Origin of the sequence: Aminiphilus sp. (assembly GCF_029975095.1) — a bacterium.
Classification (GTDB): domain Bacteria; phylum Synergistota; class Synergistia; order Synergistales; family Aminiphilaceae; genus Aminiphilus.
The window spans coordinates 1-21,350 of record NZ_JARKPW010000098.1; the positions used below are offsets into that span (position 1 = coordinate 1).

Annotated in this window: 15 protein-coding genes; 9 read left to right on the plus strand and 6 right to left on the minus strand. The window is 63.8% G+C overall.

What is annotated here, in order from left to right; genetic code table 11:
• From Q1K49_RS05790 to Q1K49_RS05800, 3 genes are all read left to right on the plus strand, one after another.
• Positions 1-520 (plus strand): TRAP transporter small permease (locus tag Q1K49_RS05790; RefSeq protein ID WP_300523872.1); only part of this gene is annotated, 520 nt, incomplete at its 5' end.
• Position 521: 1 nt separating this feature from the next.
• Positions 522-1,814 (plus strand): TRAP transporter large permease, encoded by a 1,293-nt coding sequence (locus tag Q1K49_RS05795; protein WP_300523874.1) that lies wholly within the window; start codon positions 522-524, stop codon positions 1,812-1,814.
• Between the two features lie 479 nt (positions 1,815-2,293).
• Positions 2,294-2,983 (plus strand): GntR family transcriptional regulator, encoded by a 690-nt coding sequence (locus Q1K49_RS05800; protein ID WP_300523876.1) that lies wholly within the window; start codon positions 2,294-2,296, stop codon positions 2,981-2,983.
• A 252-nt stretch (positions 2,984-3,235) separates the two neighbouring features.
• Here Q1K49_RS05800 and Q1K49_RS05805 read toward each other — a convergent pair whose 3' ends face one another.
• The gene (locus Q1K49_RS05805) at positions 3,236-3,994 is read right to left on the minus strand and encodes a sulfite exporter TauE/SafE family protein (protein WP_300523878.1); all 759 of its coding nucleotides are present in this window, start codon (positions 3,992-3,994) and stop codon (positions 3,236-3,238) included.
• Positions 3,995-4,915: 921 nt separating this feature from the next.
• Complete coding sequence (locus Q1K49_RS05810; RefSeq protein WP_300523879.1) at positions 4,916-7,108, minus strand: methyl-accepting chemotaxis protein; 2,193 nt, start codon at positions 7,106-7,108, stop codon at positions 4,916-4,918.
• Between the two features lie 1,160 nt (positions 7,109-8,268).
• Between Q1K49_RS05810 and Q1K49_RS05815 the strand changes: the two genes are divergently transcribed.
• The 6 genes from Q1K49_RS05815 (at position 8,269) to Q1K49_RS05840 (ending at position 16,863) form a co-directional block, all read left to right on the plus strand.
• Positions 8,269-10,575 (plus strand): serine hydrolase domain-containing protein, encoded by a 2,307-nt coding sequence (locus Q1K49_RS05815; protein ID WP_300523881.1) that lies wholly within the window; start codon positions 8,269-8,271, stop codon positions 10,573-10,575.
• Positions 10,576-10,738: 163 nt separating this feature from the next.
• Complete coding sequence (locus Q1K49_RS05820; protein ID WP_300523883.1) at positions 10,739-11,332, plus strand: type IV toxin-antitoxin system AbiEi family antitoxin domain-containing protein; 594 nt, start codon at positions 10,739-10,741, stop codon at positions 11,330-11,332.
• Positions 11,329-12,231 (plus strand): nucleotidyl transferase AbiEii/AbiGii toxin family protein, encoded by a 903-nt coding sequence (locus Q1K49_RS05825; protein WP_300523898.1) that lies wholly within the window; start codon positions 11,329-11,331, stop codon positions 12,229-12,231. Before Q1K49_RS05820 ends, Q1K49_RS05825 begins: the two co-directional genes overlap by 4 nt.
• Before the next feature lie 555 nt (positions 12,232-12,786).
• Complete coding sequence (locus Q1K49_RS05830) at positions 12,787-13,950, plus strand: iron-containing alcohol dehydrogenase (protein ID WP_300523899.1); 1,164 nt, start codon at positions 12,787-12,789, stop codon at positions 13,948-13,950.
• Positions 13,951-14,461: 511 nt separating this feature from the next.
• A complete protein-coding gene (locus tag Q1K49_RS05835; protein WP_300523902.1) occupies positions 14,462-15,658 on the plus strand; it encodes a Tm-1-like ATP-binding domain-containing protein in 1,197 nt (398 codons plus the stop codon).
• A 374-nt stretch (positions 15,659-16,032) separates the two neighbouring features.
• Positions 16,033-16,863, plus strand: a complete 831-nt coding sequence (locus Q1K49_RS05840) for a phosphoenolpyruvate hydrolase family protein (RefSeq protein WP_300523905.1) — start codon at positions 16,033-16,035, stop codon at positions 16,861-16,863.
• 479 nt (positions 16,864-17,342) lie between these two features.
• On the opposite strand, the gene Q1K49_RS05845 is transcribed toward Q1K49_RS05840, so the two are convergent.
• From Q1K49_RS05845 to Q1K49_RS05860, 4 genes are read right to left on the minus strand one after another with little or no spacing between them, the layout of a single operon-like run.
• Positions 17,343-18,344, minus strand: coding sequence for an oligopeptide/dipeptide ABC transporter ATP-binding protein (locus tag Q1K49_RS05845; protein WP_300523908.1), 1,002 nt, complete (start codon positions 18,342-18,344; stop codon positions 17,343-17,345).
• Position 18,345: 1 nt separating this feature from the next.
• Entirely contained in the window at positions 18,346-19,398 is a 1,053-nt protein-coding gene (locus tag Q1K49_RS05850; protein ID WP_300523910.1) for an ABC transporter ATP-binding protein, read from the minus strand.
• A 12-nt stretch (positions 19,399-19,410) separates the two neighbouring features.
• Positions 19,411-20,280: an ABC transporter permease gene (locus tag Q1K49_RS05855; RefSeq protein ID WP_300523913.1), complete on the minus strand. Its 870-nt coding sequence runs from the start codon at positions 20,278-20,280 to the stop codon at positions 19,411-19,413.
• Positions 20,281-20,291: 11 nt separating this feature from the next.
• Positions 20,292-21,221 carry an ABC transporter permease gene (locus tag Q1K49_RS05860; RefSeq protein WP_025745581.1) on the minus strand — a complete coding sequence of 310 codons (930 nt, stop codon included), beginning with the start codon at positions 21,219-21,221 and terminating at the stop codon, positions 20,292-20,294.
• Positions 21,222-21,350 lie beyond the last annotated feature (129 nt).

Genomic DNA, 21,350 nt, shown 5'->3' on the forward strand with positions numbered 1-21,350 from the left:
GAAACCGGGGGGAATGTCCATGAAACGCTCCATCGCCGCACATCTCGACAAGTGGGAGGAGTACGTGCTCTTCTCGGTCATGCTCTTCATGCTGGGAACGCTCCTCGTCCAGGTCTTCTGCCGTTACGTCCTCTCCTTCAGCTTTTCCTGGGCGGAACAGTCCGCCCGCATCGGCTTCGTCTGGCTCACCATGACAGGCATCAGCCTCGCCGCCAAGCAGGGAATCCACCTGAAGGTGGACGCCCTCGTCCAGTTCCTTCCGCCCCGTCCGGCCCGCCTGATCGCCCTCTTCTCGGACGTCTTCACCATGGGCTTCGGCGTCTACATGGGGTGGCTCATCTTCAAGACCGTGCTCATGCAGATCCGCACGCATCAGGTCTTCGCCTCCATTCCGTGGCTTCCCACGTGGACCATGTACATGGCGGGCACCATCGGCATGCTGGGGCTCACGGTACGCACGCTCCAGCGGGTGCTCCGGGCCGCCAGGGCGAACTCCGCCGCCGCGGAAGGCGGTGCCTGACATGATTGCGCTGCTTCTGGTCTCGCTCCTCGCCCTGCTCGTCCTCTCCGTTCCCGTGGCCGTCGCCATGGCCGCCTCGTGCGCCCTGGTCTTCGTGCTCTTCTATCCGGGGAGCCCCATGATCCAGCTCCTCGCCCAGGCCATGATCAGCACCGCCGACTCCTTTCCGCTCATGGCCATTCCCTTCTTCATGCTCGTGGGAACCCTCATGTCCCGGTCCGGGCTCGCGGAGGAGATCATCAACGTGGGCGACGCCGTCACGGGGAACATGCCCGGCGGGCTCGGCGCCTCCACCATCGTGGCGTGCATGATCTTCGCCGCCATCTCCGGGTCCGGCCCCGCCGTGGTGGCCGCCCTGGGGGTCATCCTCGTCCCCGCCATGGTCAAGCGCGGCTACGACCCTGCCTACGCGGGCTCCGTGGTCGCCGCGGGAGCCACCATCGGCCCGGTCATTCCGCCGAGCATCCCCATGATCATCTACAGCGTCATCGCCGGCACGTCCGTGGTGAGCATGTTCGCCGCGGGTATCCTGCCGGGGCTGCTCATGGGACTTCTGCTCATCCTCACGAACCGGTTCATCGCGGGCCGGCGGGGCTACACAGGCAAGGAACGCCAGGGAGGCGTACTGTGGGTGCTCGCCCAGTGCTGGAAGGCCAAATGGGCGCTCTTTCTCCCCTTCATCATCCTCGGTGGCATCTACGGCGGCGTCTTCACTCCCACGGAGGCCGCGGTGGTGGGGTGCTTCTACGCCCTGATCGTGGGCTTCTTCGTCTACCGGCGCCTCGACTTCCCAAAGCTCTTCGACGCCTGCGTGGAGGCGGGCGTGCTCTCCTGCCTCTCCATGTTCATCCTCGGCGGCGCCACCACCTTCGGGCGGCTTCTCACCATGGAGCGCATTCCCCAGACCCTGGCGGAGACCATGCTCTCCTTCTCGGACAATCCCGTCGTCCTCATGGCGCTCATCATGGGTTTTCTCCTCATCACGGGAATGTTCATCGACACCACCTCCAACGTGGTGCTCTTCACGCCCCTCTTCCTGCCCATCGTCACCTCCGTGGGGTACAGTCCCATCCTCTTCGGCGTGGTGATGACCATGAACCTCTGTCTGGGCATGATCACGCCCCCCGTGGGGGTGAACCTCTACGTGGCCCAGGGGATCTGCCGGGCGCCCTTCGAGAAACTCATCCGGGAATCCCTGCCGCTCGTACTGGCCCTGGTAATAGCCATCGCGCTGACCATCCTCTTTCCCCGGCTGGCCCTGATGGTTCCGGAACTCATGGGGCAGGTGCTCTGAGGCCGGCCCCCCGGCCCTGCCCCCGCGACTCCGGCCCGCGGCGCTCACCCTGCGACTCTGCCGCTGCGGTACGCGCCCGCTTTAGCCCTCCGCCCCTCGGGAGAGCGACGCGGACACGGCAGCGGCAACGCAGCGGAAGAATGCGACTTGACGAACGCCGCGTCAATCCTGTACAACAGGAATGACACAACGTTCAGGATGCGGCACGGCGCCTCCGAAAACGGAACATCTTCATCCGATAACACAACGGCGCCCTCCGAAACGGAGCATCGTCATCCGATAACACAACGGCACCTCCGAAAACGGAACATCGTCGTCCGAAACACAACGGCACCTCCGAAAACGGAACATCGTCAAAAAGGATCCGACGCGCCATAGCTCGAAGCGGGAAACACATGCCGCGGTCGGACCCGAAAATCGGACGGGGTCCCTTCGGGGAACCTCCGATCCGAAATTCACGGAAAATGCGGGTGTTATCAATGGCCGAAACGGCAGAACGAGGAAGGGGAACGCACGAGGAGAGACAGAACCTGGCGAACCGCGTCTACGACGAGATCAAGTCCCGGATCGTGGAACTGCGTCTGCCGCCGGAGAGCACCCTTCAGGAGCGGGCGCTGGCCCTCTCTTTGGGCACGAGCCGCACGCCCGTCCGGGAGGCCATCAAGCGTCTCGCCCAGGATGGATGGGTCCTCCTGCGGGAGCAGCGCAAGGCCGTGGTGCGCCCCATCGGCATGGAGGACGTGCGGGAGGTCTTCATGCTCCGGGAAATGGTGGAACTCTTCGCCATCCGGACCATCTTCGCCTCGGGCGAGCCGCGCCTGCTTGCGGGGCTTCTGGTCCCCCTCATCAACAACATGCGGGAGCTTTCGGGAGACCCCATCGCCTTCATCAAGGAGGACATGAAGTTCCACACCACCATCATCGCCCACGTGGGCAACGGCCGCCTTACGGACATCTGGAACCGCGTCCGGGACGAGGTGACCCGCATCGCCATCTACGCCCTCTACGAACAGCGCCGCCCCGAGGCGATCATCAGGGAGCACGAGAATCTCGTGGATGCCTTCTGGGAGAGAAAAAGCGAGGAGACCGTGGAGGAGATGCGGGGGCACTTCTACAAGATCTACGCCGCCTACGAGCAGAAATTCCGCGGCGCCGGGGAAACCGCCTGACCGGGCCGGGCGGCCCCTGCCGGATCCGCCGCAGCGCTTTCTTGCGCCTGCCCGATCACGAAAACCCGCTGCCGGAGGCGACACGCTCCGAAAACCCCGGACAAACCCGCTCCCCCGTCACCGGTGTTCCGGTCGGTCACCCGACAGAATGTGGTGCGGGGAGGCCACGTGCACGAAACGTGTTTTTCGCCTCCCGCAGACGTCAGGTGTCCTTCATGCATGCCGCACCGCCCGCCGCGAAAGCGCCGTGTCTCAGTGCGCAAAAGCGTCCAGGGCCATCTTGAGGGCGGTAACGCAAATGATCCCCGCCAGGATCCACCGGATCCAGGTGTTGCCCTTCGCCACGGCGAAGCGGGCGCCCAGCACTGCCCCGGCCATGCCGCCCACGGAGAGGATGAGCCCCACGGGAACGTTCACCAGCCCTCCGGCGAAGAAGAGCACCAGGCTCACCGCGGTGTAGAGAAAGACGATGAAGCTCTTCGCCCCGTTTCCCGACACCAGATCGTACCCCGCGGCCCCCGCGAGCCCCCAGGAGAGGAAAAACCCGACCCCAGCCTGGATGAATCCGCCGTAGACGCCGATGGCGGCGAAGAGCATCCACACCGCCCACTTCGGCCAGGTGACGACCTTCCGCTCCTCCCACATGCGGGGCTTCGCCACCAGGAGCACCGCCATGACGGAGATGAGCACGCCGATGGCGAGGTTCAGCGCCCGCTTGTCGATCTGAATGGCCAGAAACGCACCCAGGGCGGAGCCTGCGCAGGCGGCGATCCCCAGGGGGAGAACTTTGCGGAGGGAGAACACGCCCTGACTGCGGAAGGTCCAGGTGCTCGCGGCACACTGAAGAAAGATGCCGATCCGGTTCGTGGCGTTCGCCACGGCGAGGTCCATTCCCATAAAGGTCAACAGCGGCAGCGTCAGAAGTGATCCCCCGCCCCCGACGGTGTTCAGAAATCCCGCCACCAACCCGAGGGCCAGAAGCCCCGCCACGTGCATCAGCTCGAGTTCCACGCAGTTCTCCCCTTCTTTCGTCGATAAGGTGTGGGTGTGATACGGTGCGGCCGGTCCATGGCGCGGCCTTCAGGTATGGCCGTCAATGGCATGATCGCCAATGGTGTGGTCGCCAACGGCACGACCGTCACGCGGCATCCGTTGTGCAGACGGCGGCCGTTCCGCCTGCGGCGGCGAAGCCCGTCAAGGGATACCCAGATTGCCGGACGAAGGAAACACCCATTTCCCCACAGCGGTACGCATTCTCTCGTCACGTCATGGACAGAATTCCTGAACCTCGAAGGACCCCTTGGCTCCCCTATTCCTCCGCCCCTCGTTCCGATCGGAGCAAAGAATCACGAACTTCCACCATTCCGCAACACGCCGCATCCCTTCGGAAGATCTCTCCAGGACGTTCCGGCGTTGCCACATCCCGTGCGGATTTTTCCAGCGGGAAGAGCTTTTTGCATTGTACCGCAGGAGGAGAAAAACGCACGGACCAATGCGGAGGCGAGCAGAAACACCGGTGCACTTTCGGAGACAAACACCGGCGTGGCGGCAACACCCATACGGCCGAGAAGTGCGAACGGTAAAAGGCGCTGAACAGGCGAACACGTTCACACGCCTCGGCGCGCCCTCGCAAACGAATCCATCGCGGACCGTCTTCCGCCGACGGGGGAACCGGACATGCGAAAAGCCCATACACTGCGACGCGGCGGCAACACCCGTGCGAGGTACCGGACATGCGAACGGGGAGGCGTGCGCCTCCCCGTTTTGCGTTTCTTGAATTCTCCGCTCAAACGTAACGAAGAGAGCCGGACTCCCGGAAAGAGCGCCGCCGCACGGGCATACCGTGTCTTTCGGACGCGCCCTCTACTTCGCCGAAGTCACTGCCGCCCTTGGCGCCGCCCATCCGCGGCGCACCTTGTCTCCAAGCGCCCTCTACTTCGCCTCCGGCAGCGCACGAAGCGATCCGGACGCCGCGGGAACGGAGGCGGAAGAGGAAGCGACGCCGCCCGTGCGGAACGCGGCAAGTCGCTCCCGAATCAGTTCCGTCCCCTCGGAGACGCTCGATGCTTCTCTGGCGACGCTCTCCGCCGCCTTGGACGTCTCGTCCGACGCGACCTTGATGGACTCCAGGTTCTTGGCCATCTCGCCGGTCCCCTTGGCGGCCCGGTCGATGCCCGCCGCCATTTCGGCGCTCGCCGCAGCCTGCTCCTGCGCCGCCGCGGCGATGTTCTGCATCACGTCGTTCACCCGGGCGATCTGGGCAAGGGATTCCTTCAGCTCCTTCTGCGCCTCCGCCGCGGCGGCAACGGTCTCCTTCATGATGCCTCCCGCCTCGACGGTGACATCCAGGGAGCGCTTCGTGTCCGCCTGGAGCGAGGTGATGAGGCTCTCCACCTCCTTGGCCGCCACGTTGGATTCCTCCGCGAGTTTCCGCACTTCCTCCGCCACCACCGCGAAGCCCCGCCCCGCCTCGCCCGCCCGGGCCGCCTCGATGGCGGCGTTCAGGGCCAGCAGGTTCGTCTGGTCCGCAATGGTCTTGATGGTGGTGACGAACTGGGTGATGGAACTCACCGACGTGGCCACGCGGTTGATGCTCGTTCCGGACTCCTCCGTTTTGGCACCCACGGCCTGGATCTTCGCGATGACGCCCTCCACCCGGGCCACGGCCCGCTCGCTCCCCTCGGCGGTCACCGAGGCCGCCTCGGCACCTTCCGCGGCGGCGCTCGCCGCGCTCGCCGCACCGGAGGAGATCTCCTCCACTCCCGCGTTGGTCGAGGCCAGCGTCTCGGCGTTGCGCCCTGAAAGCGCCGCCGCGGCGTCGATGGAACCCTTCACTTCCTCCATGGAGGCCAGGGCCTCCTCCGACAGGGCCGCGAGGGATTCGGCGGATCCCGCCGCATTCTCCGCGGCGGAGCGCACGTCCTCAAGGGCGGCGCCGAGGGAGGACGCCATCTCGTCCAGAGAGCGGGCCATGAGGGCCACTTCGTCCGCCCCGCCTCGGGCGTCATCCTCGGAGAAACGCACCGTCAGATCCCCCGAGGCAAAGGCGCGTACCCGCCCGGTGAGGGTACGCAGGGGGCGGGTGATGCTGCCCGCGAGGAAGAGCACCACCGCGCAGAGCAGTCCGATTCCCAGGACGGCTCCTGCGGCGGTGACGCGCCCGAGGTGGTCCACCCCCGCGAAGACGGCCGCCTCCGGCGCCAGCGCGACCACGCTCCAGGGCGTTTCCGTGCGCCCCACCGAGAGGGGAACATGCACCTTGAGGACATCGCTCCCGAGCGCCGCGGAATATTCCCGCAGGGTGAACGTCTCGCCCCGGGCGATGCGCGCCAGGGTCGTCGCCGCATTGGGTGCGGCGATCTCCGGGTCGGTGATCTTCTTTCCGAGCAGCTCGTCCTTCGGGTGTCCCGCGAGCGTGCCGTCCCCGGCGATGACCGTCAGGGCACCGCTGCCGAAGATGCGGGTGCTCTTCACCATCTCCTGGATGGTGTCGGTGGCGATGTCCACTCCCGCCACGCCCAGGGCTTTTCCGTCCACGACGATGGGAACGCAGAGACTCACGAGGAGCACGTTTTTCCCCGCCACCACGTAGGAAAAGGGCTCCATGATCACTTCCCGCTTCGTGCTCAGAGGACGTTTGTAATAGTCCCAGGCATCGGGATTGTCGTAGTCCACGCAGGGTTCGAGGAGCAGACTTCCCGAAGCGCGGTTCCAGTAGGCGACGAGCCGCCCCGACGCGTCGTGCCCCGGCGCGCCGCTGAACTCCCGGTCCTTTCCGTCGAAGGCGTCGGGCTCCCAGACGGTCCACACGCCCAGATAGGACGGAGTGGCCTCGGCAAGGCTCTTCATGACCGCAAGAGCCACCTCGCGGGAGGGAGCCCCCGCCGTGCGCATGCCCGCCAGCGTCGCCGCGAGGGAGCGGGCGGATCCCATGGCATCGTTCAGCGTGTCGCCGAAACGTCCCGCGTAGACCAGCGCGGTCTGCTCCGCCCGGTCCAGGGCGTCCCGCATCGCAAGGTTCCGGGCCTGTACGGCCACATAGCCGATCATGGCGGCGAACACCGCCACCACGAGAGGCAGCACGCCGACCAGTATCTTCGTCCGAATCCGCAAACCTTTCCACATGGCGCGTCCCCCACCCTTTCGTCTCCGGCGCTTCGCGCCCCGCCGCGGGCGTTCCCTCGCCCGCTCTCGTCCATCCTCGTCCGTCCTTGCCCGCTTTTTCAGATCCACACAGATTCGTTTTCGCCGCCTGCGTCTCCGCCTCTCTCCGCCTCTCTCCGCCTCCGTCTCCCTCCCGCTCCTCGTGCGTGCGCCTCCGCCGTCAGGACCCCCTTCGAAAAGGCTTTCGGGAGAAGACACTTTCCTTCCTTTCCTTCCTGCTTTCCTGCTTTCCTGCTTTCCGGCTTTCCGGCTTTCCGGCTTTCCTGCTTTTTTTGCTTTTTTTGCTTTTTTTGCTTTTTGCCTTGCTTTCTTGCTTTCCTGCTTTTTGCCTTGCTTCTCTTCACTCCCTGCAATTCCTGCACAAACGGGGCATTGTGCCCCTTCTTCATCCGTGATCAGCATAGCACTCTTTTGCAACAGAAGGATGAATACAAGATAAGAACTCCTTCGCCCCTCCCGAACTCTCACAATGTCCTCAACATTTCGGAGTTCTTTCTTCGCCGCCGGCCACGCACAGGGCCCCGAGTCCGACACCGCATCACGTCCTCCATGATTTCCGGTGTTCGATCCGCTTTCCCCGAACCGTCCCGACGCCGCGCCCTGCCCCCGTCCTCCCGGAGGCGGACACATCCTCTTCCGGTCGCGGCTTCCACCTCTGGTTCCGGTTCCGCACGCCGCCCTCGCGTCCCCGGCGTTCTTCGCACCCGGGCGCGCGCACCACTCTCCTCGAAAGAAACGACGCCCGGGCGGCCGGTCGATCCGGAAGGCGGCGGGAAACTCTCCGCTTCCTTCGTCTTCATGAATACGTCGCCCCTGTTCGTCATAGGGAACATTTTCTCGTCCCGCTCAGGGGTGACACACTGTCCGGTTCCATGAGGCGGCTCGCTTCGTTGACGTGTTTCCGGCGCAGTGCTAGGCTTCGAGTGAAGTGTCCCGGCACAGCGCGACGATCTCCGGAAAAACCCCTGGGACATCACGAAATCCGCCCGGAGATTTTTCGTTTTTCCCCCGCAATCTTTCGGCTCGGTTTACAGGAAGAACACAGGCGACTCGGGAGAACGGTTTCCGGCAGCGACCGCCCGAAAGGGCGCGTCCGACGCATCGGCGAGGGAGGGTTCCCCATGGACACGAAGCAGAGCAAAAAAGGCAACGGCGGCAACAAGAACGGCGGGGGCGGAAACGGAAAGAACACCCCTCCGAAGAAGGCGGTCCCGCCCCAGGCTCCGGCGCGAGCACGGACAGGACATCCGGTGATGCTCTTTCCGGTGGTGATGCTCCTCTTCTGGGCGGTTCTCTCCGTGGTGCTGCGGGCACCCGAGACACCACCCGCACCGGAAGAACCCGCCGCCGTCCCCGCACCCCAGGCAGCCGAGGACGCCGTCTCGCAGGAAACCACTCCGGCGGAGCCCTACGCCTTCTCCAAGGCGGAGGTGACGCGCTTCGTCCGAGAAGCGCTCGCCGAGCATCCCCGTATGTCCCTCACCGTAGCGCTCATGGCGGACGGCAAAACCGCCTGGGAACTCGCCTTCGGCACCGCCGACCGCGAGAGGGAACAACCGGCGACGCCGGAGACCATCTTCGGCATCGGTTCGGAGAGCAAGGTCTTCGCCGCCGTCGCCGCGATGAAGCTCGTTGAGGAGGGCAAGCTCGACCTCGACCGTCCCGTGACGGACTACCTGCCGGACTTCGCCATGCGCTCCCCCGAGGCCAAGGACCTCACGGTGGGAATGCTTTTGGACCATTCCTCGGGTTTCCCCGGCTCCAACTACCGGGGCGGTTTCACCTCCCGCGCCCGTCCCTCCTATCCGGCGGACGTGCGGGCCTCGCTGGAGCGAAGCCGCCTCAAGCACGCCCCGGGGTACATGCACGTGTACTGCAACGACGGTTTCACCCTCTTCGAGCACGTCCTTCGGGCCGTGACGGGCGTCCCCTATCCGGAGTACGTGGCCCGGGAGATCTTTTCTCCCCTGGGCATGACGCGCACCAGCTTTCCCCTGGAGCCGCTCCCCGAGGGAAGCTACGCCAAGGGATATCCCGACGACGAAGGTGACGTTCTTCCCCTGGAATACGCCAATCCCTGCGCGAGCGGCGGCATCCGCTCCACCGCGGGTGATCTGGCGAATTTCCTCGCCATGATCGCCGGCGGCGGCGCCTGGGGAGACGTGCGCATCCTCTCCGAGGAGTCCCTTGCAGCCACGGAGAAAGACCGCACCGAGGGGAGCTTCCGCCTCGTGGACACCAAGGTCGTCCGCTACGGTCTGGGATGGGATTCGGTAGCGCACCCCGGACTGGGTGTCCTGGGACATGCCGCTCTGGCAAAGAACGGCGGCACCGCCTACTACTTCTCCCAACTGATCGTGCTCCCCGAGGCGAACCTCGGTGTGGCGGTACTCAGCGCCAACAGCGCCGGCGTGAACCTCGCCGCCCTGGCGGAGCTGGCCCTCCTTGCGGCGCTGGTGGACCGGGGAACCCTCGCGGCCCTTCCGGAGCCCCTCTCGCCGGACCTGCTCCCCGAGGCGACGCCCGCCCCGGAGGACATCACCAACGCCTCGGGATTCTTCGCCGATCACCAGAAGCTCTTCTTCCTCCAGGCCGACGCAAAGGGCGGACTGGACCTGCGCGTCCGCAGCGGCGACGCCTGGGAACCCGCCGCGGAGGGACTGCACTACCGGGAGAACGGACGTTACTCCGGAAATCAGGGCGCCCGCTATCCCGAATATTTCTTCGTCCGGGGCGACGGCAGGGACTACATCGCGGCGGAGATGCCCTTCGGCTACGGACACTACACGGACGCCATCCCCATGATGCAGCGCCTTGTCCCCGGAGCGCCCCTCTCCCCGGCCTGGAAGACACGCCTGGACACCACCTGGCTCGCCGCGGACGAACCGGCGGCATCCCTGCTGTGGCCGTCGGGACCGGACCCTCGGCTCCGCCTCCATGCCGTGGAGGGGCTCGACGGCCATCTCTTCGTGCAGAGCGACGTGACCGGCGGCGGATTCCAGCATGTGAACGCCGCCCGGGGCGACGACACCCACGCCCTCATGGACCTGCTGCTCCCCACCGTTCCGGGGCGTGACCTGAGCGACCTGGAGATTCTTCCGAAGGGTGACGGAGAGTGGCTCCGCTTCCAGGGATACACCTTCCGCCCTCTCGAGTCCGTGTCCAAGGCCCCCGCAAAGGGGGAGATGCTCTTTTTGGGCGGCGGCGACGACATCCGGTGGCTCTCCCTTCCCCCCGAGAGCGGCACGGCGGCCATTGAAGGCGCTCCCGAGGCGGACCTGCGGTGGGTTCTCTGGGACGCGCACTTCGTCTGCGTCGGCGAGGGATGGGGGGCGGCGGAACTCGCCCTCCCCGAGGGCGGCGCCTACCTGGCCATCTGGGCGGCGCCGGAGAAACCCTTCAAGGTCGTCTCCGCGCCCAAGCCGTAAGAGACGGAGGAACGTGCCCGCTCCGGGGACATTCCGAGGAAAAGGGGCACGGCTCTTTGGGAGAATTCCTTGATTCTGCGGCTTGATTTCACGGCCAAAACCAGACATACTGTCCCTACTTGTTGACAAGTGGGGACAGTATGTTTTTTATCCGGAGCCTACAATGAAAGAACGACATGAAGAGATTTTCCGCAGACATGGCGGCCGACTCAGAATGAGCGAGGCGGTCGCACACGGCATCACGCCCTACATGCTCTATGCCCTCCGGGACAAGGGCATCGTCGAACGGATGAGCAGGGGTCTCTATCGGCTGGTGGAACTGCCCCCGATCAGCAACCCCGACCTGGTCACGGTGAGCCTTCGCTTCCCGAAGGCCGTTCTCTGTCTTGTCTCCGCACTGGCCTGGCATGACATCACGACCCAGATTCCGCATGTCGTTTCCGTGGCGGTTCCGAGAGACTCGCGGATGCCGTCGCTCGACTATCCTCCCGTCCAGGCCCACAAATTCTCGCACGAAGCATACACGTCCGGCATCGAGGAGCACCTGATCGACGGAGTGCCCCTCAGGATCTACAGTCCCGAGAAAACCCTGGCCGACTGTTTCAAGTTCCGCAATAAGATCGGAACGGATGTGGTACTGGAGGCACTAAAGCTTTACAGGGCACGAAAGCGATGCGACCTCGGCAAACTGCTCGCGTACGCCAGAATCTGCCGGATCGAAAAGGTGATGCGGCCATACCTGGAGGCAATGCTGTGAAATCCCCCGGCAACATTGCCGCATCCGTCCGGCAGCGCCTTCTCGATCGTGCCAGGAACGACCGGAGAACATTCAACGAACTACTTCACTACTATACCATGGAGCGATTCCTCTACCGACTGTCCCGATCCGCTCACGCCGACCGATTCATTCTCAAAGGCGCTTTAATGCTGAGAGCCTGGCGTGCACCCGAGTTTCGTCCGACCATGGACATCGACATGCTGGGAAGAACGAGCAACAAGGAAACCGACATCGTCGCACAGATTCGGGACATCCTGGCCGTGGACACGGAAGCGGACGGGCTTGCCTTCGACCCCGACTCCATTCGAACCGAGCGAATCACCGAAGACGCGAAGTACGAGGGAATCCGGATCCGGTTCCTGGGCGCACTGGGCTCCGCGAGAATCCATATGCGGATCGACATCGGTTTCGGCGACGTCGTGTACCCGGAGCCTCGAGAAGCAGAACTCCCGACCATCCTGCATTCCCCAGCGCCGCGATTGCTCTGTTACAGCCTGGAGAGCGCCATCGCGGAAAAATTCGAAGCCATGGTTACATTGGGTGCACTGAACAGCCGAATGAAGGATTTCTACGACATCTGGCTCTTGTCCAGGCAGTTCGATTTCGACGGAGCCGAACTGACAGAGGCTGTTCGCCTGACCTTTGAACGACGCGGCACCGCGCTGCCCGAAGAAATCGAGGCATTCACCGACCCTTTCATCTCCGCCAAACAGACACAGTGGACAGCGTTCCGGAAAAGGCTCGGACAGGATCACGTTCCCGCCGCCTTCGGAGAAATCGTCGCTCAGGCGGACAGGTTTCTTTCCCCCATCGTCGAAACCCTTTCCTCCGGCACGCCGAGGCCCGCAAAATGGGCTGCCTCCGGTCCATGGACCTGATCTGTGCAGAACGAGACCCGTGCGAGTGTTCGGAAACGATTTTGACGACACTCCCCGGTTTTTCCCGAACCCCTTTTGTTCGGCGTCGAGACGAAAACACCCCCGCATCCTCGGACTTCGGGGAAAAACGGCGCCGACACTGTTACCCCCCGCCCCCATAGACTATACTGTTCTCATGTTCTCCTGTCGTTCCGTCCGATTTATGCGACGACCGCTTTGGGAGACACTCGTCAGCGGTCGCTTCGGAGGCACTCGCTCCTTGGCGCACGCTCTCTTCCGGCAACCGTTCCCGCGGTGAGCGCTTGCGCGGCGAACGCTTTGGAAGCACGCGCTCCTTCGTGCGAGTGTTTCTTCGGCGAGTGCTTTTGCGGCAACCGTTTTTGGGTGACCGTGTTTTCGCGACCGCCTCGTTTCCGAGGCCACGTTCTTCCCCGACACGCTCTTTTTGAGGGGACGCTCTTCCTGTTCCTGACACGTTCTTCTTGAGAGCGCGTTCTTTCCGGCACCGCGTCATACCGGAGGAATCACAACGACTCTATTCTGGAAGGAGACACCATGAGAGACTTCACCTACGAAAATCCCACGAAAATCGTCTTCGGCCGCGGCGCGGAACTCGCCGCCGGAGCCGAGGCGGCGCGCCTCGCGAAAAAAGTGCTGCTCCACTACGGCGGCGGCAGCGTCAAACGAAGCGGCCTTCTGGACCGCATCCGGGGCTCTCTCGAAGAGGCGGGGCTCACGGCGGTCGAACTCGGAGGAGTGCAGCCCAATCCACGGCTCTCCCTGGTGGAGGAGGGCATCGCCCTCTGCCGCCGGGAGAGCGCGGGCCTGATCCTCGCCGTGGGGGGCGGCAGCGTCATCGACTCCGCAAAGGGCATCGCCCTCGGCGTCCCCTACGACGGCCCCGTGTGGAACTTCTACGACGAGACGGCCGTCCCCGAAAAGGCCCTGCCCGTGGGAGTGGTGCTCACCATTCCCGCCGCGGGGAGCGAGACGAGTCCCACCTCGGTGGTGACCAACGAGAAAGGGTGGTACAAGCGGAGCTACAAGGGCACGATTCTCCGCCCCCGCTTCGCCCTGCTGAACCCGGAACTCACCTTCTCCCTCCCCGCGGACCAGACGCGCTACGGCGCCATGGACATGCTGGCCCACGTGCTGGAGCGCTACTTCACCAACGACCGCGACGTGGAACTCACGGACCGGCTCTGCGAGGCCACCATGAAGACCATCCTCGCCAACCTCCCCCGGGCACTGGCGAAGCCCGACGACTACGCCGCCCGGGCGGAACTCATGTGGAGCGCCACCAACGCCCACTCGGGCATCCTCGACACGGGGCGCCTCGGCGACTGGGGCTCCCACAAGATCGAGCACGAACTCTCCGCCATCTACGACGTTCCCCACGGGGCGGGGCTCGCGGCGGTCTTTCCGGCGTGGATGCGCTTCGTCCTTTCCCACGACGTGCCCCGGTTCGCCCAGTTCGCCCACCGGGTGATGGACGCGGACATGAATCCCTTCGACCTGGAGGACACCGCCCTGGAGGGCATCCGCCGTCTGGAGGCGTGGATCCGGGCCTGCGGCCTGCCCCTCACCCTGACGGAACTGGGCGTCCCCACGGACCGTCTGGAGGAGATGGCCGCCAAGGCCGTGGAGAAAGGGCCGGTGGGGGCCTTCGTCCCCCTCGGCAAGGACGAGGTGCTCGCCATTCTGAACGCGCTGCGGTAAGGCCGGCAAGTTTCTGCCGATGTCGCACAGTGAACCCGATACAGTGCGCACCATCTGAACGCTTCCGCACACGTCGCGGTAAGGCCTGATTCCCGGGTTCCACGCCCTCTCCGCGCCGGAATGTCGGTCAAACCCGAAGACCTCGACGCTCTACGGCGGCAAGGGTACAAGACCCGGGCGACACCGGCGCGGCAAATGCGGGCGGAACGGGGCAAACGGGACAAAAAGAGACGCTCGCGCCGAAACGTCCAAAGCGCCCTTTGCGGAACGTCCTTCGCGGAACGGTGAAACCTGAGAGAAAATTCTGTCCGCACCGGCGACGAAAGCCCCTCGGTGCTTCCTCAAGTCAGGGGAACCTCTGAAAAATGCCACGCCGACCTCGAAAAAACGCGATGAGGTCCAAATCGAGAGAGAGAGCCTTTAATCAGGGTTTCTCAAGGACGAAAGAGCGTCAGAAGAGCGTCCGGTCTGTAAGGAAACGACGGAGGAGAACGAAAAGGAGGCGACGGCAGTGACGACGAAGAAAGCCTATGTAGTGGGAACCTGCGACACCAAGTACGAGGATCTCGCCTACGTGCGGGACCTCATCGCGGCCCAGGGCGTCCAGACCCTGCTGGTGGACGTGGGCATCCGCGCCCCCCAGGGAAAGCCCGACGTGACTAACCGGGAGGTGGCGGCCTTCTCGCCGACGGACCCGAACTTTCTCGACACCGCCGACGACCGCGGGCGCGCCGTGGCGGACATGGCCGCCGCCTTCGCGGCCTTTCTCGCGAGCCGCACCGACGTGGGGGGCGTCCTCGGCCTCGGCGGCTCCGGAGGCACCTCCCTGGTCTGCACGGGCATGCGCACCCTCCCCATCGGCGTGCCCAAGATGATGGTCTCCACCGTGGCATCGGGCAACGTGGCCCCCTACGTGGGCCCCAACGACATCTGCATGCTCTATTCCGTGACGGACGTGGCGGGCATCAACCGCATCTCCCGGGTGGTGCTCGCCAACGCCGCCTCCGCCCTGGCGGGCATGATCCGAAACCCCGTTCCGGAGGGGCAGGACCGCCCCGCCCTGGGCATGACCATGTTCGGCGTCACCACCCCCTGCGTGGACATGGTGCGCAAGGCCCTCGAAACGGAGCACGACTGCCTGGTCTTCCACGCCACCGGCACGGGGGGCCAGTCCATGGAGAAGCTCGCCGACTCGGGACTCCTTGCGGGCGTGCTTGACATCACCACCACGGAGGTGTGCGACCTGCTCATGGGAGGCGTCTTTCCCTGCACGGAGGACCGCTTCGGCGCGGTGATCCGCACCCGCACCCCCTACGTGGGCTCCGTGGGCGCCCTGGACATGGTGAACTTCGGCGCCCGGGACACCGTTCCCGAGCGCTACCGGGACCGCCTCTTCCACGTGCACAACCCCCAGGTGACGCTCATGCGCACCACCCCCGAGGAGAACCGCCGCATGGGCGAATGGATCGCAGAGCGGCTCAACCGCATAGAGGGGCCGGTGCGCTTCCTCCTCCCCGAGAAGGGCGTCTCCATGATCGACGCACCGGGCCTTCCCTTTTACGATCCCGAGGCGGACGCGGCCCTCTTCGAAACCCTGAAGGCCAACGTAGTGCAGACCCCGTCGCGACGACTCGTCTCCCTGCCGCACAACATCAACGATCCCGAGTTCGCCGCCGCCCTCGTGGCGGCCTTCCGGGAGATCGCGTAAGCGCGGCGCCGCAGAGAGCCTTCTCCACCGCCGAAAACGTGACGTCTGCCGGAGGCGGGCGCATCCTCCCAACGCGACAGGGAGAGGACGTGAGCGCAGATTCTGAAAGAGCGGACACGACGACGCCACTCCGAGGCAGATCCGGAAATGCGGACACGACGACGCAACTCCGGAGCGGATCGGGGAACACGGAAGATGAACATCGGGAAAGGCGAGAACAACATCACATCTCCGATCTGATTCTGCGTAGAGGAACCTCTGAATAAGGCTGCCTCAGCCCCGCAGGGCGCCTCGCAGAGTCTGATGCGACCCGAGTCCAAGGGCAAGCGATTGGAAATGCGGAAGAGGAACATTGGGAAAGGAGAGAACATCTCATGGCAAGATGGAACAAGGCGGACCTTCTGGCGCGCTTCCGCGAGATGGCGGAGCGGCGGATTCCCATCATCGGCGGCGGCGCGGGAACAGGCATGTCCGCCAAATGGGAGGAGGCGGGCGGCATCGACCTCATCGTCATCTACAACTCCGGCAAGTACCGCATGGCCGGTCGGGGCTCCCTTGCAGGACTCCTCGCCTACGGCAACGCCAACGACATCGTGCTGGAAATGGCCCGGGAAGTGCTCCCCGTGACGAAGAAGACCCCCGTGCTGGCGGGCGTCAACGGCACGGACCCCTTCGTCATCTGGGACGTCTTCCTGCGGCAGCTCCTCGACCTGGGCTTTGCGGGAGTGCAGAACTTCCCCACCGTGGGGCTCATCGACGGGGTCTTTCGGGCCAACCTGGAGGAGACCGGCATGGGCTACGCCCTTGAGGTGGAGGCCATCCGCCGCGCCGGCGAAATGGGGCTTCTCACCACCCCCTACGTCTTCTCCGCCGAGGACGCCGCCGCCATGGCCGCCGCGGGAGCGGACATCCTCGTCTGCCATATGGGACTCACCACCAAGGGAAGCATCGGCGCCGCCACGGCAAAGACCCTGCCCCAGTGCGCGGAACTCATCGACGCCTGGGCCGAGGCGGCCCTGCGGGTGCGCAAGGACGTGCTCGTCCTCTGCCACGGCGGCCCCATCGCCGAGCCCGAGGACGCGGCGTTCATCCTCCGCACCTGCAAACACGTGCACGGCTTCTACGGCGCCAGCAGCATGGAGCGCCTTCCCGTGGAAAAGGCCATCAAGGCCCAGACCGAGGCCTTCAAGAACATCAGCTTCTAGGGCCGGACGGGACGAGCAACCCGGACCGCGGCCTTCAAGGATCTCAGCGTCCGGAACCGGACGAGCCGACCGACCCGAACTAAGGACTTCAAGAGCATTCGCTTCCAGAACCGAGGTGCGTTTTTTCCAGCTCGCTTCCGGGAGCGCAACCGCCAGTGCCCCACCCGGAGCGGGCCATCCCGAACAAACAGCAAAAAGAGCGTGCCCTGCGGCACGCTCTTTTTCGTCGAGCGGAAACACCCGTGTTCAGCATAAACCAGAAAAATGGACCTCCCTGATCGCCCCGGCAGGGCGTCCCTTCTGCATCGTAATTCGGACGGCCGGTTCGGCCCGACATCACGTTGCACAAAAACGCCGCCAGAACCTATAAGTCCGGCCGAAAATTCGCCTCGATCCCCGTATCGGCCCTTCCGCCCGTATCGGCCCTTTCGGGCGGGCCGCGCCGCGGGGTTGGCGCCCGGCGGCGCGGCACGGTTACGTCATTTTGTCTTCGGTTGCAGGTTGCCGGTGAAATGGCACGCGACGAAATGCTGCGGCTCGTGTTCCCGGAGCTTCGGCAGCTCCCTGGAACAGATTTCCTGGGCGTAATGGCAGCGGGGCATAAAACGGCACCCCGGAGGAGGATTCACGGGGCTCGGCACGTCGCCTTCCAGAAGAATCTGCTCCCGCGCCACGTTGAGCTTCGCCACGGGAATCGCCGAAAGAAGCGCCTGCGTGTAGGGATGCAGGGGCTTTCTGAAGAGTTCCCGATATTCTCCCGTCTCCACGATTTTTCCGAGGTACATGACCGCGATCCGGTCGGAAACGTGCTTGACCACGCTCAGGTCGTGGGAGATGAAGAGGTAGGTGTAGGAAAACTCCTTCTGCAGGCGGTGGAGCAGGTTCAGGATCTGGGCCTGGATGCAGACGTCGAGTGCCGAAACGGGCTCGTCGAGAACGATGAACTCGGGTTCCAGCGCAAGCGCCCGCGCGACGCCGATACGCTGTCTGCGTCCTCCGTCGAGCTCGTGGGGATAGGTGTTTTCCAGACGCTCCGCAAGCCCCACGACATCCATGAGATATCGGATGCGTTTCTGCATGTCCTCCTTGCTCTTGCAGACGCGGTTCACCCGGAGAGGTTCCGCGATGAGTTCCCACACGGGAAGACGAGGGTTCAAAGAAGCGTAGGGGTCCTGAAAAACGATCTGGAGTTTTTTGCGCATCTCCTTCATTTTCGCTTTTCCCAGACCGGTGATGTCCGTCCCCTTGCCATCCTCGGCGTTCACTCGAATCTCTCCCGCGGTGGGCTCCAGAAGACGGATCAGGCAGCGTCCGAGCGTCGATTTGCCGCAGCCCGATTCCCCCACGAGCCCCAGGGTTTCCCCCCGATTGATGAAGAGGTCCACGTCATCCACCGCATGCAACGTGCCGCGCTTGGTGGAGAAATATTTCTTCAGCCCCCGTACTTCGATATAGGGAGTGGTTTCCTGTGTCGTCTTCATCCTAGTTCTCCCCTTCGTTTCCGGCGTTCTTCTCCGGATGCTCCCGGAGCATTTTCGCCCGTACCGGACAGGCCACGAAGTGCCCCGGCGCGACTTCTCTCATGGCGGGTTTCTCCAGACGGCAGGCTTCCACCGCGAAACGGCACCGGGGATGGAAGGTGCAGCCCTCGGGAAGGTTCATGGGGTCCGGCATCAGTCCGGGAATGACGTTGAGCTCTTCCTTGTCGTCCTCCAGGTCGGGGACGGAGTCGAAGAGCCCCACTGTATAGGGATGCACGGGACAGGTGAAGAGGGACGTCTTGTCCGCATATTCCACCACCCGTCCGGCGTACATGATGGCCACGGTATCGCAGATATCCGCCACGATGCCCATGTCGTGGGTGATGAGGATCATGGACGCGCTGAACTGCTGCTTGAGCTTTTTCATCAGGTTCAGCACCTGGGCCTGAATGGTCACATCGAGCGCCGTGGTGGGTTCGTCCGCAATCAGGAGGCTCGGGTCGCACACCAGGGCGATGGCGATGACCACCCGCTGTTTCATGCCTCCGGAAAACTGGTGGGGATATTCATGGATGCGCTCCCGGGGTATGCCCACGAGTTCCAGCATATCTCCCGCGATGGCGAGGGCCTCTTTCTCCGAGACCTTTCTGTGGAGTTTGACGACCTCCGCGATCTGTTTTCCCATGGTCATCACCGGATTGAGGCTGGTCATGGGATCCTGGAAGATCATGGCGATCTTGTCCCCCCGGATGGCGCGCATTTCCTCCTCGCTCTTCTCCAGGAGATCCTCGCCTTCAAAAAGAATTTTTCCCGATTTGATCACTCCCGGAGGGGAGGGAATGAGGCGCATGATGCCGAGGGCCGTGGTGGTCTTTCCGGCTCCCGTTTCTCCGACGAACCCGAGGGTCTCGCCCCGCTTGAGCCGGAGATCCAGGTTTTCCACGGCGTGCACCGTGCCGTCGTCGGTTTCGTAGTGGATCACGAGGTCCCGGATTTCCAGAAGAAGACGTTCCTCGGGCGCGGGAATGCGGTCGTTTTTCGCTGTCGGCTTCATCTCCGGGTCTCCTTACCGTTTGAGTTTGGGATCGAGAGCGTCCCGAAGACCGTCCCCCAGGAAGTTGAGCGCCAGGATGGTGATCATGATGGCAAGCCCGGGGTAGAGGGTGAGGTGCGGGTAATCCCGGATGTACTGGCGCCCTCCGGAAAGCATGGCGCCCCATTCGGGATAGGGGGGCTGAATTCCCAGCCCGATGAAGGAAAGCCCTGCGGCGTTCAGAATGGCGAAGGCCACTCCCAGGGTCGCCTGCACGATGATGGGGGCCATGCTGTTGGGCAGGATATGCTTGAAGATGATGCGCATGTCCGAAGAGCCCACCGCGTGGGCCGCTTCGATGAACTCCATGCCCCGTATGGAGAGCACCGAGCTTCGGACGATCCGGGCATATTGCGGCATGGAGGAGACCCCCACGGCGATCATCAGGTTGAAGAGCCCGGGACCGAGAGACGCCGCGATGGCGATGGCGAGAAGGGTCTGTGGAATGGAGAGCAGCACGTCCATCACCCGCATGATCACATTGTCGATCCACCCTCCGTAGTACCCCGAAATGGCTCCCAGCACTCCCCCCGCCAAAAGGGCGATGCTCACCGCAATGAAGCCCACCATGAGGGAGATGCGCGCTCCGTAGATGAGGCGGCTCAGGATATCCCGGCCGAACTCGTCCGTCCCCAGGAGAAAGTTCTTCGACGGGCCTTCGAACATATGCGTCAGATGTTGTTTCGAATAGCTGTAGGGAGCCAGCACGTTCGCGAAGAGCGCGACGACGACCAGAAGGATCACCACCAGGAGCCCCGCCATGGCGAGGGGGCTTTTCTTCAGGCGAAAGAGCACCTCCATGAGGGGAGTTCGTTTCTTTCTTTGTTCTATGGCCGTATTCATCTTTTTCCCCCCTACTTGTACTGTGCCTTGATCCGCGGATCCAGATAGGCGTAGACGAGATCCACGAAGAGATTGACCAGGCTGAAGGTTATCGCCACGAAGAGCACGCCTCCCTGCACGACGGGATAATCACGCATTTTGATGGATTCCACCATGAGGCGCCCTATGCCGGGAATGGCGAAAATGGATTCCGTGAGGATGGCTCCCGCGAGGAGCACGCCGAATTGGAGGCCGCAGACGGTCACCACGGGAATCAGGGCGTTGTAGAGCGCGTGCACCCAGATGACGACGGATTCCTTCTGCCCCTTGGCGCGGGCGGTGCGTATGTAGTCCGCCCGGATGACTTCGAGCATGGAGGAGCGGGTCATGCGGGTGATGATGGAAATGGCCTGGGCGGAAAGGGCCAGGGAGGGCAGTATCATGGCCTGCCACGTGTCGAATCCCGATGAGGGAAGCCAGTGAAGCTGCACGGAGAAGAGGAGGATCAGCAGGAGCCCCAGCCAGAAAACGGGCATGGAGAGCCCTATCATGGCAAAGATCATGGTGACCACGTCAAAGATGGAATATTGTCTGATGGCGGAGAGAATGCCGCAGGGGATGCCGATGAGAATGGAGATCAGCATGGACAGGGCTGACAGCTTTATCGTGTAGGGGAAGGCCGTCAGGATTTCCTCCATCACGGGGCGTTTCGTGATGTAGGAGCGCCCGATGTCCCCCTTGGTCGCCGCTTTGTAGACGTAGCTTCCGAACTGCACCAGAAAGGGATCGTTCAACCCCTCCTTGTCCCGGAATTCCTGCACGGCCTTTTCCGTCGCCAGATCCCCGAGGACCATTCGTGCGGGGTCTCCCGGAGTGAGATAAAGCAACGTGAAAACGCAGAACGTCACCCCCAGGAAAACAGGTATCAAAAACAGGATGCGTCGAACGACGTAGCGTAGCACGAAGTGTCCCCTCCTTTGTTCTTTTTACGACTCGGGAAACGGCGAGGGGGGTTTTCCCCCCCCTCGCCGTAAAACCGCACCCTCCCGAAAACGGAAAGGATGTGCGGAACAACGTGCGTCGCAGGTGCG